13 protein-coding genes are annotated in these 14006 nt (G+C 66.1%); 8 read left to right on the top strand and 5 right to left on the bottom strand.

All coding sequences use genetic code 11. The features are described 5' to 3' along the window. Window positions 1–2 precede the first annotated feature (2 nt). Window positions 3–224 (bottom strand): hypothetical protein, encoded by a 222-nt coding sequence (locus ACQKOE_RS11635; RefSeq protein ID WP_427512917.1) that lies wholly within the window; start codon window positions 222–224, stop codon window positions 3–5. 161 nt (window positions 225–385) lie between these two features. Here ACQKOE_RS11635 and ACQKOE_RS11630 point away from each other — a divergent pair, with 161 nt between their 5' ends. The 8 genes from ACQKOE_RS11630 (at window position 386) to ACQKOE_RS11595 (ending at window position 10556) form a co-directional block, all read left to right on the top strand. After that, the gene (locus tag ACQKOE_RS11630) at window positions 386–1381 is read left to right on the top strand and encodes an ArsR/SmtB family transcription factor (protein ID WP_427512916.1); all 996 of its coding nucleotides are present in this window, start codon (window positions 386–388) and stop codon (window positions 1379–1381) included. Beyond that, a complete protein-coding gene (gene metF / locus ACQKOE_RS11625) occupies window positions 1381–2292 on the top strand; it encodes a methylenetetrahydrofolate reductase [NAD(P)H] (RefSeq protein WP_374588384.1) in 912 nt (303 codons plus the stop codon). Before ACQKOE_RS11630 ends, metF begins: the two co-directional genes overlap by 1 nt. Before the next feature lie 175 nt (window positions 2293–2467). Then, window positions 2468–3514, top strand: a complete 1047-nt coding sequence (locus ACQKOE_RS11620) for a homocysteine S-methyltransferase family protein (protein ID WP_427512915.1) — start codon at window positions 2468–2470, stop codon at window positions 3512–3514. Window positions 3515–3517: 3 nt separating this feature from the next. Further along, window positions 3518–6124 carry a methionine synthase gene (gene metH, locus ACQKOE_RS11615; RefSeq protein ID WP_427512914.1) on the top strand — a complete coding sequence of 869 codons (2607 nt, stop codon included), beginning with the start codon at window positions 3518–3520 and terminating at the stop codon, window positions 6122–6124. Between the two features lie 50 nt (window positions 6125–6174). Next, on the top strand, window positions 6175–7377 hold the full coding sequence (locus ACQKOE_RS11610) for a serine hydrolase domain-containing protein (protein WP_427512913.1): 1203 nt from the start codon (window positions 6175–6177) through the stop codon (window positions 7375–7377). Window positions 7378–7403: 26 nt separating this feature from the next. After that, window positions 7404–9182 (top strand): RecQ family ATP-dependent DNA helicase, encoded by a 1779-nt coding sequence (locus tag ACQKOE_RS11605; protein ID WP_427512912.1) that lies wholly within the window; start codon window positions 7404–7406, stop codon window positions 9180–9182. A 93-nt stretch (window positions 9183–9275) separates the two neighbouring features. Next, window positions 9276–10235, top strand: coding sequence for a sodium-dependent bicarbonate transport family permease (locus ACQKOE_RS11600; protein ID WP_427512911.1), 960 nt, complete (start codon window positions 9276–9278; stop codon window positions 10233–10235). A gap of 12 nt (window positions 10236–10247) precedes the next feature. Further along, entirely contained in the window at window positions 10248–10556 is a 309-nt protein-coding gene (locus ACQKOE_RS11595) for a P-II family nitrogen regulator (protein WP_427512910.1), read from the top strand. Window positions 10557–10581: 25 nt separating this feature from the next. Here the strand turns inward: ACQKOE_RS11595 and ACQKOE_RS11590 are convergent, their stop codons facing one another. The 4 genes from ACQKOE_RS11590 to ACQKOE_RS11575 all read right to left on the bottom strand — a co-directional run bounded on the left by ACQKOE_RS11590 (window position 10582) and on the right by ACQKOE_RS11575 (window position 13952). Further along, window positions 10582–11592 (bottom strand): TerC family protein, encoded by a 1011-nt coding sequence (locus tag ACQKOE_RS11590; RefSeq protein WP_427512909.1) that lies wholly within the window; start codon window positions 11590–11592, stop codon window positions 10582–10584. Window positions 11593–11670: 78 nt separating this feature from the next. Next, window positions 11671–11850 (bottom strand): DUF465 domain-containing protein, encoded by a 180-nt coding sequence (locus ACQKOE_RS11585; RefSeq protein WP_427512908.1) that lies wholly within the window; start codon window positions 11848–11850, stop codon window positions 11671–11673. 258 nt (window positions 11851–12108) lie between these two features. Continuing rightward, window positions 12109–13164: a GTP cyclohydrolase II gene (ribA, locus tag ACQKOE_RS11580; protein ID WP_427512907.1), complete on the bottom strand. Its 1056-nt coding sequence runs from the start codon at window positions 13162–13164 to the stop codon at window positions 12109–12111. Beyond that, window positions 13161–13952 carry an exodeoxyribonuclease III gene (locus tag ACQKOE_RS11575; protein WP_427512906.1) on the bottom strand — a complete coding sequence of 264 codons (792 nt, stop codon included), beginning with the start codon at window positions 13950–13952 and terminating at the stop codon, window positions 13161–13163. Before ACQKOE_RS11575 ends, ribA begins: the two co-directional genes overlap by 4 nt. Between the last annotated feature and the right edge of the window lie 54 nt (window positions 13953–14006).

Here is a 14006-nt window from a genome sequence, read left to right as displayed (position 1 = left end):
CCCTACTGCTTGGCCGGTTCCGCCGCAGCCGTGGTCGCCGCATCGGCGCCCGCCGCTGCCGAAGCTTCCGCCACTGGAGTCGCGTCGATGTCGCCGACAGCTTCCTCAGCAGGCATTTCGACGTTGTCGGCCTGAGCCTCTTCCTTGGCGCTTTCGCTCTGCCCGCAAGCGGCCAGGGCCAGTGCAGCGGAGGAAACGAAAGCGGCGGCCAGAAGCTTTTTCATCGAACAACCTTTCGAAATTCGCGGGATAGCGGCATATTGCCGCAGGTTAAGGCGCAGCCTAGACCCGTCCGGCGCTGCTTGCCAAGAGCGGAAAGCGCCATGCGAAAGATTCGCGCGATCACTGGTTGATCGGATATAAAGATTTCTTTATATGCGCCGCCATGCGGATTGAACCGACCCTGCGTGCCCTGGCTGATCCGACGCGCCTGCGCATCATGCGCCTGCTCGCGGCGATGGAGCTTGCCGTGGGCGAACTGGCGCAAGTGCTCGGACAAAGCCAGCCCCGCGTGTCACGGCACATCAAGATTTTGTGCGATGCGGGCCTGGCCGAACGGCGCAAGGAAGGCGCCTGGGTGTTCCTGCGCAGCGCGATTGGCGAACACCGCGCCCCGCCGCTGGGCGCCGCCGCCGCACGAATGCTGGCCATGGCCGAGCAGGACGACGCGCAATTTGCCGCCCGCTGCGCGGAAGACCGCCGCCACTTGGCCGCGATCCGCGCCGGACGGGAAACGGCGGCCCAGGCCTATTTCGCGCGCCACGCGGCAGAGTGGGACGAACTGCGCGGGTTGCATTCGCCCGACGGTCCGGTCGAAGCCGCGCTGGTCCGCGCGCTGGGCGGCGAAGGTCTGGGCGCGCTGCTCGACATCGGCACGGGCACCGGGCGGATTGCCGAACTGCTGGCCAGTCGCGCCAATCATGTCACCGGTCTGGACAAGAGCCCGGAAATGCTCCGCCTGGCCCGCACCCGCTTGCAGGACTTGCCCGCTGACCGGCTCGACCTGGTCCAGGGAGACTTTACCGCCCTGCCCTTTGCCAGCGAGAGCTTTGACACGGTGATCTTCCACCAGGTGCTGCACTATGCGCAGGAGCCTGCCCCCGCCCTGGCCGAAGCGGCGCGCGTCTGCCGCCCCGGCGGGACCATCGCCATCGTCGACTTCGCCGCGCATGACCGCGAGGAACTGCGCACCCAGCACGCCCATGCCCGCCTGGGCTTTTCCGACGAGCAGATGCTGGGCCTGCTGGCCGATGCCGGTTTCCGCGCCGCCCCGCCGGTCGCGCTTCCCGGCAAGCCGCTTACCGTCAAGATCTGGACTGGCCAGCGCCTTGCTGACCAGGCCCATGCGCCGCGCGCACCGCATAGGAAAGAAGTCCGCTGATGAATTCGCCAAGCCTGCTGCGCGGGGTCGAAGACCGCCCGCTGTTCACCACGATCCCCGGCGATTTCCGGGTCAGCTTCGAATTCTTCCCGCCCAAGACCGAGGCGATGGAGCAGCAGTTGTGGAACGCGGTGGTGGAGCTCGCCCCGCTTGATCCCAGCTTCGTTTCGGTCACCTATGGCGCGGGCGGATCGACCCGCGAACGCACCCACGCCACAGTCTCGCGCATCGTCAACGAAACCGCGCTGGTCCCCGCCGCGCACCTGACCTGCGTCGCGGCCAGCAAGGACGAGATTGCCGAAGTGGCGGACCGCTACTGGGAAGCAGGCGTGCGCCACATCGTCGCCCTGCGCGGCGATCCGCCGCCGGAAGCGGGGGGCAAGTACACGCCCCACCCCCAGGGCTATGCCGGAGCGGCAGAGCTGGTGGCGGGCCTGAAGGCGCGGCACGATTTCGAGATTTCGGTCGCGGCCTACCCGGAAGTCCATCCTGAAGCGGCCAGCGCCCAGGCCGACCTTGATAACCTGAAGCGCAAGCTGGACGCCGGGGCGAGCCGCGCGATCACGCAGTTCTTCTATTCCACCGATGCCTACTTCCGCTTCCTCGACAAGGTGCTGGCAGCGGGCATTACCGCGCCGATCCTGCCGGGGATCATGCCGGTGACCAATTTCAACGCGATCCGGCGGATGAGCGGGAATACCGAAATTCCGGGCTGGATGATCGAGCTGTTCGTCGGGCTGGACGGCCTGCCCGGTCCGCGCGCCATGGTTTCCGCCGCGGTCGCCGCCGACCTGTGCCGCCGCCTCTATCAGGGCGGCGTGCGCGACTTCCACTTCTACACCCTCAACCGCGCCGAACAGACCTATGCGATCTGCCACCTGCTCGGCCTGCGCCCGAAGGCGTCGCAATGATCCCGGATTGCCCCTTAACCCGTCACCCTGAACTCGTTTCAGGGTCCATCGGGCAACACAGGCAGACCTCCGAATGGCCAGCCTACGCGGCCAAGAAGCATGATACTCTGCGCCCCGGTCTTTCGGCGCGATAGACCCTGAAACGAGTTCAGGGTGACGAACAAGGTGAAATGACGTGACTGTTCGAGAACAATTCCTGGCCGCAGCGGCCCAGCGCATCCTGATTACCGATGGTGCGTTCGGCACCGAGATCCAGGGCTGGAAACTGTCCGAGGCGGACTATGCCGGCAATCTGGGCCTGGCCAAGGAGCAGAAGGGCAACAACGACATCCTGGCCCTGACCAAGCCGGAAGTGCCCGAGGCGATCCACCGCGCCTATTTCGAGGCCGGGGCCGACATTGCCGAAACCAACACCTTTTCCGCCAACCGGATCAGCCAGGCCGACTATGCCGCCGAACATCTGGTGCGCGAGATCAATCTGGAAAGCGCCCGCCTGGCTCGCCGCATTGCCGACGAGTTCACCGCAAAGGACGGCCGCCCGCGCTTTGTTGCCGGGGCCATCGGCCCGACCAACAAGACCCTGTCGCTCTCCCCGGACGTCAACGATCCCGGTTACCGCGAGATCGATTGGGACCATCTGGTCGAAGTCTATCACGAACAGGCTGCCGCGCTGGTCGAGGGCGGGGCCGACTTCATCCTGATCGAAACCGTGTTCGATACGCTCAACTGCAAAGCCGGGATCATGGCGGTCAAGCAGCTGGAGCAGGAACTGGGCCGCGACATTCCGATCATGCTGTCGATGACGCTGACTGACCTGTCGGGCCGCAACCTGTCCGGCCACACGGTCGAAGCCTTCTGGAACGCGGTGCGCCATGCCAAGCCGCTGACCATTGGCCTCAACTGCTCGTTCGGCGCCTCGCAGCTGCGGCCCCATGTCCGCACGCTCAGCCAGATCGCCGATGCACTGATCATGGTCTATCCCAATGCCGGCCTGCCCAACGAACTGGGCCAGTATGACGAGATGCCGGAAACCACCGCGGGCCTGGTCCGCGAATGGGCCGAGGCCGGACAGGTCAACGTGCTGGGCGGGTGCTGCGGATCGACCCCGGCCCATATCGCCGCCATTGCCAAGGCCTGCGAAGGCCTGCCGCCGCGCCAGCTCCCGCAGCTTGAGCCGGTGACCCGCCTCGCCGGTCTTGAACCTTTTGTGATTGCAGCCTGAACCATGACCCAACCCGCCTCCACCGCCCGCTTCGTCAACATTGGCGAGCGCACCAACGTCACCGGCTCTGCCGCGTTCAAGAAGCTGATCCTGGCCGGTGACTACACCAAGGCGGTCGAAGTGGCGCGCCAGCAGGTCGAAAACGGCGCGCAGATCATCGACGTCAACATGGACGAGGGTCTGCTCGACGCGGTCGAGGCGATGACCACGTTCCTGAAACTGATCGCCGCCGAACCGGACATTGCCCGCGTTCCGGTGATGATCGACAGTTCCAAGTGGGAAGTAATCGAGGCCGGGCTGAAATGCGTTTCGGGCAAGCCGGTGGTCAATTCGATCTCCATGAAGGAAGGCGAGGAGCCGTTCCTGGCCCAGGCGCGCAAATGCATGGACTATGGCGCGGCAGTCGTCGTCATGGCCTTTGACGAAAAGGGTCAGGCCGACACCAGGGAGCGCAAGGTCGAAATCTGCGAGCGCGCCTACAAGCTGCTGACCGGGATCGGCTTCCCACCCGAAGACATCATTTTCGATCCCAACATCTTCGCCGTCGCCACCGGCATGGAAGAGCATGACCGCTATGGCTTGGACTTCATCGAGGCCGTGGCCGAGATCAAGGCGCGCTGCCCGCACGTCCATTGCTCAGGCGGCCTGTCGAACCTGTCGTTCAGCTTCCGCGGGAACGAGCCGGTGCGCCGCGCGATGCATTCGGTCTTCCTCTACCACGCCATCCCGGCGGGCCTGGACATGGCCATCGTCAATGCCGGGCAGCTCGACATCTATGACCAGATCGACCCGGCCCTGCGCGATGCCTGCGAGGACGTGATCCTGGCCCGCCGCCCTGACGCGACCGAGCGCCTGATCGCGCTGGCCGAAAGCTTCAAGGGCACCGATGCCAAGACCGCCAAGGAAGCCGAGGAGTGGCGCGGCTGGGACGTCGTCCGCCGCCTGGAACACGCGCTGGTCAAAGGCATCGACGCCTATATCGTCGAGGATACCGAGGAAGCGCGCCAGCTTCACGCCCGCCCGATCGAAGTGATCGAAGGGCCGCTGATGGCCGGCATGAACACGGTCGGCGACCTGTTCGGCGCGGGCAAGATGTTCCTGCCGCAAGTGGTCAAGTCGGCCCGCGTGATGAAGAAGGCGGTCGCCCACCTGATCCCCTTCATCGAGGCGGAAAAGGAGGCCGGAGCCAAGGCCAAGGGCCGCATCGTCATGGCCACGGTCAAGGGCGACGTGCACGACATCGGCAAGAACATCGTCGGCGTGGTCCTGCAGTGCAACGGCTATGAAGTGATCGACCTGGGGGTCATGGTCCCCTGGGCCAAGATCCTGGAAACGGCCAAGGCGGAAGGCGCGGACATGATCGGCCTGTCTGGCCTGATCACTCCCAGCCTGGACGAAATGGTCACCGTGGCCGAGGAAATGCAGCGCGCCGGCTTCACCATGCCGCTGCTGATCGGCGGCGCGACGACCAGCAAGGTCCACACCGCGCTGCGCATCGATCCGGCCTATGACGGCCCGGTGATCCACGTGCTGGATGCCAGCCGCGCGGTCGGCGTGGCCAGCCAGTTGCTGTCCGATACCCAGGCAGAGCCGTTCATCCAGTCGGTTGCCGACGAATACCAGCACATCCGCGACGTGCGCGCGGGCAAGGATTCCTCGATCCTGCTCAGCCTGGCCGATGCGCGGGCCAATGCGTTCAAGGCCGACATGTCGGACAAGGCGCCGCCGCCCGAGCAGCCGGGCATCCACGTCTTTGACGACTGGGACCTGGCCGATCTGGTCGAGACCTTTGACTGGACCCCGTTCTACCGCGCCTGGGAACTGCACGGCACCTACCCATCGATCCTGACCGACGAAGTGGTCGGCGAAAGCGCCCGCGCGCTCCAGGCCGATGCCCTGGCCATGCTGGACAAGATCGTCCGCGAAAAGTGGCTGACCGCGCGCGGCGTCGTCGGCTTCTGGCCCTGCGCGCGGGAAGAGGACGACATCATGGTCTACCTCACCGAAGAGGAACGCCACGTCCGCCTGCCGATGCTGCGCCAGCAGATCCGCAAGAGCCGCGACCGCGCCAATTTCTGCCTCGCCGATTTCATCGACCCGGATGGCGACTGGATCGGCGGCTTTGCGGTCAGCATCCACGGCATCGAACCGCACCTGGAACGCTTCCAGGCGGCGCACGACGACTATTCGGACATTCTGCTCAAAGCCCTGGCCGACCGCTTTGCCGAGGCCTTTGCCGAGCGGCTGCACCAGCACGTGCGCACCACGCTGTGGGGCTATGCGCCGGGCGAGCAGTTGACCAACGAAGCGCTGATCCGCGAAGAATATCGCGGCATCCGTCCGGCCCCAGGCTATCCCGCCTGTCCCGACCACAGCCTGAAGCCGATCCTGTTCGACCTTTTGGGCGCAACCCAGAGCACAGGCATTACGCTGACCGAATCGAACGCCATGCTGCCCACCTCTGCGGTTTCCGGCTTCTACTTCGCGCACCCGGAAAGCCAGTATTTCGGCGTGGCCCGCATCGGCCATGACCAGCTGGAAGACTATGCCAAGCGCTGCGGCGTGGACCTCAAAACGGCGGAGCGCTGGCTGCGGCCCAATCTGGACTGAGGCCCCGATTGGCCATTGCGCGGCGGCGGACGGAGCGGCACACCCTGCCCATGCGGTTTGCCTTTCTTTGCTCCGCCCTGGCCAGCCTGCTCCTGCCCGCCGGACCGGCCAGCGCGCGTCCGGCCAGCGTCGCGGTCGCTTTCGACCGGCAGAAGATCCGCCCCGTCCTGGCAGAGGGCCTGGCCGACCGCGCCACGGGCCGCGAAGTCACTGCCGCCGATCCGGTGCGGATCGCTTCGATCTCCAAACTGGTCACGGCGCTGGGCGTGATGCGGCTGGTCGATCAAGGGCAGCTTGATCTGGACCGGGACGTTTCCGCCTACCTGGGCTTTCCGGTCCGCAATCCGGCGTTCCTCGACCGGCCGATCACCCTGCGGCTGTTGCTCTCGCACCAGTCCAGCCTGCTCGACGGCGAAGACCTTTACATCATCCCGCTCGGCATGACCTTGCAGCAGCGGCTCGCCGATCCCCGCGTGTGGGACAGGGACCACGCGCCCGGTTCCGGCTGGTTCCACTATACCAACCTGAACTTCCCCGTCGTCGCCAGCGTGATGGAACGGGTGACGGGCGAGCGGTTTGACGTGCTGATGAGCCGCCTGGTGCTGCAACCGCTGGGGCTGGATGCCTGCTTCAACTGGGGCGCGGGCTGCTCGGCCAGCGCCTTTCGTAGCGCGGTCGTGCTTTACCGCGACAGCGGCGAAGTGGCGCGCGATGACCTGAAGGGCAATCCGCCCGCCTGCCCGGTCGTGGTGCAGGAAGGCGGCGCCTGCGACCTCTCGACCTATCGCCCCGGAGACAACGGCGCGCTGTTTTCCCCGCAGGGCGGGCTGCGCATATCGATGCTCGACCTGGCACGGATCGGGCAGATGTTGGCCAGGGGCGGCAAGGGCTTCCTCTCGCCCCGCGCCTTCGCGCAGCTTGGCCGCATGGAATGGCGCTTTGACGGTCAGAACGGCCTGGGCGAGGACGGCACGGCGAGCGGCTTCTTCTGCGCCTATGGCCTCGCCCTGCACCGGATCGGGGCGGGCGGCAGGGGCTGCCATGACGACCTGTTCACCGATGGCCGCCTGCGCCTGGGCCATGCGGGCGATGCCTATGGCCTCAAGAGCGGGCTGTGGTTCGATCCGGTTTCGGGCCGGGGCCTGGCCTATTTCACCACTGCCGTCGCGCCCGATGCGCCGCGCGGGCGCAGCGCCTATACCGCCGCCGAAGAAGCGATTGTGGAGAGAGCGGGCGCCGCGCCCTTCCGTTGAGGCGCGGCTGCGGCTAGGCCGCTGGCGTGACTGCGCCGGACCTCCTTCAGAAACTGCACGATACCTTCGGCTTCTCCGCCTTTCGCGGGGTGCAGGATCAGGTCGTGGGCCGGATCATGGCAGGCCAGTCGACCCTTGCGGTCATGCCCACCGGCGCGGGCAAGAGCCTGACCTACCAGTTGCCGGCCGTCGCCCTGCCGGGAACCTGCGTGGTGATCTCCCCGCTGATCGCGCTGATGCACGATCAGCTGCGCAGCGCCGAAGCCAATGGCATCCGCGCCGCCAGCCTGACCAGCGCCGACGATGATCGCGGCGCAACTATGCGCAAATTCAGAGCTGGCGAATTGGACTTGCTCTATGTTGCTCCCCAGAGAGCAGCCATGGAGCATTTCCGGGACTTTCTAACCGGCTCGCGAATCTGCCTATTCGCAATTGATGAAGCCCATCTGGTTTCCGAATGGGGTCACGAGTTCATTCCGGAATACCGCGCGCTGCGTCCGCTGATGGATGCCTTTCCGCAGGTTCCGCGCCTTGCCCTGACCGCCACGGCCGATGCCCATACCCGCGCCGACGTGCTGGCCCAGCTGGGCATTCCCGACGACGGCCTGATCGTTGCCGGGTTCGACCGGCCCAATATCCGCTATGCGATCCGCCATCGCGACAATCCGGTGCGCCAGCTGACCACCCTGATGGCCGAGCAGCCCGGCCCCGGCATCGTCTATGCCCCGACCCGGCGCAAGGTGGAGGAACTGGCGGACAAGCTGGCGCTTGTCACCGGGCGCCCCGTCCTGCCCTATCACGCCGGACTGGACCCCCAGGTGCGCGCCGCCAATCAGGCCGCATTCGTTGCCAGCGAAGACATGGTGATGGTTGCCACGGTGGCTTTCGGCATGGGAATCGACAAGCCCGACGTGCGCTTCGTCGCCCATGCGGGTGTGCCGAAATCGATCGAGTCCTATTACCAGGAAACCGGCCGCGCGGGCCGCGATGGCGATCCTTCGGTCGCGCTGCTGCTGTGGGGGGCAGAGGACTTCGCCCGCGCCCGGATGCGGCTCGACGAGGTGGAGGAAAGCCGCCGCGCTGGCGAACGCAGCCGGATCGATGCCATGTCGCGCCTGGTCGAAACCGCCGGTTGCCGCCGCGCGCTGCTGCTGCGCCATTTCGGCGAAGACCCGCCCGCCACTTGCGGCAATTGCGACAATTGCCTGGATTCGCCCGCCGTGGTCGATGCGACAACTCTGGCGCAAAAGCTGCTGTCGGCGGTCTATCGCACCGGCCAGTCCTATGGCCTGGGCCATATCGAGAAAGTCCTGCTCGGCCATGACGACGAGCGAGTCCGGCAACGCGGGCACGACCGGCTCACCGTGTTCGCCATTGTCGGTCCGGACGAAGCACCGCTGCTGAAACCCCTCGCCCGCGCCTTGCAGGCCCGGGGCAGCCTGGTCCCGACCGAGCATGGCGGGCTGGCGCTGGGCGGCGACGCCAAAGAGGTTTTAAAAGGCGAAGCGGCTGTGATGATCGCGCTGCCGCCCAAGCGCGAAAGCGGGCGCAAGGCGCGGCGCGACCGCTCCGGCGGGTTCAACCCGGTCGGCGATCCGCTGTTCGACGCGCTGCGCACGCTGCGCCGCGATCTGGCCGCCGAAGCGGGCGTACCACCCTATGTGATCTTCCACGATTCCACCCTGCGCGACATGGCCGCGCTGCGCCCCGCCAGCCTGGCGGAACTGGGCCAGCTGGTCGGCATCGGCGCGCGCAAGCTGGAAGCCTATGGCGAAGCTTTCCTGGACGTGATTCGCCAGCACTAGAAACCTGCTGCTGCAAATCGTTAGCAATTGCAGCTTGACTTGTGCGGCAAAAAGCTTTCAGGGGGCGCTCTCGAAACCGACCAGGAGTACCCCGTGGCCGCCTTCGAGACCCTTCTTTCCCCCGTCATCCTGTTTTTCGTCCTCGGCGTTCTGGCCGCAGCGGCGCGATCGGACCTGTCGGTCCCCGAACCGCTGGCCAAAAGCCTGTCGCTCTACCTGATGGCCGCGATCGGGCTGAAAGGCGGGGTCCAGGTGTCGCAGGCGGGCTTCTCCCCGCAACTTCTGCAAGCCGCCCTTGCCGGCCTGACGCTCAGCTTTGCTCTGCCGCTCCTGGCCTTTGCCCTGCTGCGCGCCTTTGCCCGGCTCGACCGGCTGAACGCGGGCGCGGTTGCGGCGCACTACGGCTCGGTCTCCATCGTCACTTTCGTCACCGTGTCCGACGCGCTGACCCGCAGCGGCATGGCCCCGGCCGGCTACATGGTCGCGGTGATGGCCCTGATGGAAACCCCGGCGATCATCACCGGCCTGCTGCTGGCGCGCGGCGCCGGCACGCTGAGCGGAGGCCAGCGCGGCAAGCTGCTGCGCGAAGTGCTGCTCAACGGCTCGGTGGTCCTGCTGCTGGGTGCCTTCCTGATCGGCCTCGCCATCGGCAAGCAGCGGTTCGAGCCCATCGCCCCGGTCTTCGTCACCGGCTTCACCGGGCTGCTCTGCCTGTTCCTGCTCGACATGGGGCTGATCGCCATGCGCCGCCTGCGTGACAGCCGCGCGCTTACCTGGCGGCTCATTGCGCTGGGCGTAGTCCTGCCGCTGGTCAACGGCTCGATCGGCCTCGCCACGGCGGCACTGCTGGGCCTCGATCCCGGCACCGGCGCCGCGCTCGCCATGCTGGCGGCCAGCGCCTCCTATATCGCGGTTCCGGCGGCGGTGCGCCTGGCCATGCCGGATGCCGATCCGGGCATCTACCTTTCGATGTCGCTTGCCGTTACCTTCCCGTTCAACATCCTGCTGGGCATTCCGCTGGTCATTCAGCTGGCCCCGCTGGTCCTGGCTTAAGGAGGCCGCGCCATGATCACGACCTACACCCGCAAGCGCATCGACATCCTGGTCGATGCCCCGCTGTGCGACTGGCTGATCGAGCAGGCCGCTGCGGTGGAGATCCTGCACCATTCGATCCTGCCGGTGGAATCGGGCCTGGGCCGCGCCGGCCCCTGGCGCGACGACGGCTTTGGCACGGTGGGCAAGCGGATGTTCCTGGCCCTGTCGAACGAGGAGAAGGTTCAGGCCCTGCTGGAGCGGCTGGCGCCGGACATCGAACGCTTCGGCCTGGTGATCGCCGTCTATGACGTGGAAGTGATACGCGGCGAGCGGTTCTGAAACCGCCCGCCGCGCCGGGTAGTGGTTACGGCCGGATCGAATCGTGCGGGATGTGCGGTGCCGCATCCTCGCCGTGGCGCGTCGCCCACAGCGAGTAGAACACGCCCGCCGCGATCAGGCCAAAGGTGATCCCCAGGCTCAGCACCGGGGGGAACTTGGCCCCGCCCAGCAAGAAGTCCGAAACGAAGATCTTCGACCCGATGAACACCAGCACCGATGCCAGTGCGTACTTCAGGTAATAGAACCGGTGGATCATGGCCGAGAGCGCGAAGTAGAGCGCGCGCAGGCCCAGGATCGCCATGATGTTGCTGGTATAGACGATGAAGGTATCGGTGGTGATCGCGAAGATCGCCGGAACCGAATCCACCGCAAAGACCAGGTCGGCCAGGTTGATCACCACCAGCGCCACGAACAGCGGCGTCACCGCCGTCACCAGCCTGCCGGTCTTTTCATCCGGCACCTTCACAAAGAAGTGCTGGTCGTGCAGCTGCGGCGTCACGCGCAGGTGGTTCGAAATCCACCGCACCACCGGGTTCTTGGCAATGTCGGGATCGTGGTCCCCGGCGAAGAACATCTTGATCCCGGTGAAGATCAGGAAAGCGGCGAAGATATAGAGCACCCAATAGGCCTGCTCGACCAGGGCCGCACCCGCCGCGATCATCGCGCCGCGCAGCACGATCACTGCCAGGATGCCCCACAGCAGCGCGCGGTACTGGTACTTGGGCGGAATGGCGAAGAAGGTGAAGATCAGGCTGATCACGAAGACATTGTCGATCGACAGCGCCTTTTCGATGAAGAAGCCGGTGTAATACTTCATGCCCAGATCGGCGCCCTTCTCGATCCAGACCCAGGCGCCAAAAGCCATGGCAATGGCGATGTAGAAGGCCGTCAGCTTGAGCGATTCCGCGATGCCCATTTCGCGGTCCTCCTTGTGGAGGATGCCCAGGTCGAACGCGGTCAAGGCCAGGACCAGCCCCGCGAAAGACAGCCAGAACCATAAAGGTGTGCCGAGCCAGTCGGCGGTAAGGAATTCCATCAGTTCAGTCCCCTGTTTGCAGAATCAAAGGGCCGGCGCCCCCGCGAAAGGGAACGCCGGCGAGTGGAGGCAGGCCGGTCAGGCGCGCGAATGCCGCGGCTTGGTTGAAAGCCGCGCGAGGCGGTCCTTGACGGCCAGCTTGAGTTTCTTGAGCCGGGCGACCTCGAACGGGTCCGGCAGTCGCCGCGCCTGCAAGCGGCGCAAGGCCTCGTCCAGTTTCTGGTGGCGTTCCATCAGACGGAACAGACGGTCAGACATGAGTATGCTCCCTATCGCACTGGTTGGTACGATCGGACACACCGAGCCAAGGGCCGTAATGGGTTGGGAGGGGGACGAACCCGGACCCTGGCATCGGTGTATCCGATGCGGTCCGACATCACGCAGCGCTGACCAAGGATGGGGCTTTGGTCATATGCGCCGCGCCAGAGGGGCCCGGTCCCGCCTGACTTTATTACGACTGATTCGCTCCGATTTCAAGAGGGAATTGAGAACGAATCTCATTCCCCTCTGTGATGGCTAGAGCAAGTGCCCGGTGCGGTCGCGCTTGGTGGCGAGGTAGCGGGCATTGTGCGGGTTGGGGGGAAGCTGGTGCGGCACCCGCTCGGTCACGGTGACGCCTGCTTCGCGCAGAGCCTCGACCTTGGCAGGATTGTTGGTCATCAGCCGGATCGCTGGCACGCCAAGCAGGTCCAGCATCCGCGCCGCGACGGGAAAGTCGCGCGCTTCGGTCGGCAGGCCCAAACGGTTGTTGGCGTCGACCGTATCGAACCCCTGGTCCTGCAATTCATAGGCGCGCAGCTTGTTGATCAGGCCGATCCCGCGCCCTTCCTGCCGCAGGTAGAGCAGCACGCCCCAGCCGCCCTGCCCGGCTTCTTTCGCCATTTCGCGCAGCGCGGCATCCAGCTGCGGCCCGCAATCGCATTTCAGGCTGCCCAGGATGTCGCCGGTCAGGCATTCGGAATGGAGCCGGACGAGCGGCGCGCGGTCTCCATTCTGCGCGCCGATCACCAGGGCAACGTGTTCGCGCAGGTCATCGGCGGAGCGGAAGGCGACGATCTCCGCCTCTTCCGCCGCCGCGACCGGCAGACGGGCGCGGGCGGCAATCGCCAGGTGCGCGGTATCCTTCCACGCGGCCAGATCCTGCGCCGATAGCGACACGGCCTCTCCCGCCTCTGCCGGATCGACCAGGAAGGCTGGCAGGATACCGGCGAGCCGGGCCAGTTCCATCGCCGCTGCTGCGGCCTCTGCCTGCTCCAAGGGCTCGGCCAGGAACGGGCCCTTCATCGGATAGGTCAGGTCCAGCGCCGGGTCGGCCAGAGCCCGCGCGGCGCCGAGGTCGAACGGCTCCGCCCCGCGAATCAGGACGGGCGCTTCGGGCACGGCAGCCTCGCGCTGGTTGGCCAGTTTCAGCGTTACCGCCCGCGCCGCCGAAATCAGCATGGTGCGCGACATGGCACCTTGCCCCAGGCCGGTTTCCGCCGGAAGCAGAATGAACGCACCCTCCAGCACAATTGGCCAGCCATGGCGCAAGGCGTCCAGCGCCTGGGCCACGCGGCGCGCGGGCGAAGTCACAGGTCGAACTCCGTGATCAGCGGCACGTGGTCGCTCGGCTGGTCCCAGCGGCGGGTTTCCTCGACAAAGCGGTGAGCACTCGACTGTGCGGCCAGGTCGGGCGAGGCCCACATGTGGTCCAGCCGCCGCCCGCGATCCTTTTCCTGCCAGAAGGTGCGATAGGACCACCAGGTCCAGTTGCGTTCCGGCGCGGGGATATGCTTGCGGCCCAGATCGACCCAGCCGTGCGCATCGCGCAGGCGGTAGAGCGCCTCAATCTCGATCGCGGTGTGGCTGACCACCTTGAGCAGGGCCTTGTGATCGTAGACGTCGCATTCCAGCGGGGCGATGTTGAAATCGCCGACCAGCAGGGTCGGGCGGTCCAGCTTGTCGGCCCAGTTCGCCATCCGCTCAAGGAAGTCCAGCTTCTGGGCGAACTTGGCATTGACCTCGCGGTCCGGCACGTCGCCGCCTGCCGGGATATAGACGTTCTCCAGCACCATGCCCTGCCCCGGTCCGAGCAGTTCCACGCCGACATGGCGCGCCTCGCCATTGGCCTGCCAATCGTTGCGGGTCAGCTCGCGCAGGGGAATGCGGCTGACCGTGGCCACGCCGTGATAGCCCTTCTGCCCGTGGACCGCGCGGTGGACATAGCCCAGCCGCTCGAACATCTCATGCGGGAACAGGTGCTCGGCGCACTTGATCTCTTGCAGGCAGAGCACGTCGGGCGCCTGCTCACTAAGGAAGCGTTCGACCTGATCGATGCGCAGGCGGACCGAATTGATGTTCCAGGTGGCGATAGAGACCATGGCGCGGCTTTAGGTTGCCCGGTGCGGTCCAGCAACGAAAAACCCCTGCTCCGG

Origin of the sequence: Novosphingobium sp. NPDC080210, assembly GCF_050281025.1 — a bacterium.
GTDB lineage: Bacteria > Pseudomonadota > Alphaproteobacteria > Sphingomonadales > Sphingomonadaceae > Novosphingobium.
Note: the sequence above shows the minus strand (reverse complement) of the source record. Positions and strands in the feature narration are given on the sequence as shown.

Bases quoted from the DNA above. Each gene is read 5' to 3' on its own strand.
- ACQKOE_RS11575 (WP_427512906.1), bottom strand. From the start codon at position 13,952: ATGGTCTCTATCGCCACCTGGAACATCAATTCGGTCCGCCTGCGCATC.
- metF (WP_374588384.1), top strand. From the start codon at position 1,381: ATGAATTCGCCAAGCCTGCTGCGCGGGGTCGAAGACCGCCCGCTGTTC.
- ACQKOE_RS11635 (WP_427512917.1), bottom strand. From the start codon at position 224: ATGAAAAAGCTTCTGGCCGCCGCTTTCGTTTCCTCCGCTGCACTGGCC.
- ACQKOE_RS11585 (WP_427512908.1), bottom strand. From the start codon at position 11,850: ATGTCTGACCGTCTGTTCCGTCTGATGGAACGCCACCAGAAACTGGAC.
- ACQKOE_RS11610 (WP_427512913.1), top strand. From the start codon at position 6,175: ATGCGGTTTGCCTTTCTTTGCTCCGCCCTGGCCAGCCTGCTCCTGCCC.
- metH (WP_427512914.1), top strand. From the start codon at position 3,518: ATGACCCAACCCGCCTCCACCGCCCGCTTCGTCAACATTGGCGAGCGC.
- ACQKOE_RS11630 (WP_427512916.1), top strand. From the start codon at position 386: ATGCGGATTGAACCGACCCTGCGTGCCCTGGCTGATCCGACGCGCCTG.
- ACQKOE_RS11590 (WP_427512909.1), bottom strand. From the start codon at position 11,592: ATGGAATTCCTTACCGCCGACTGGCTCGGCACACCTTTATGGTTCTGG.
- ACQKOE_RS11595 (WP_427512910.1), top strand. From the start codon at position 10,248: ATGATCACGACCTACACCCGCAAGCGCATCGACATCCTGGTCGATGCC.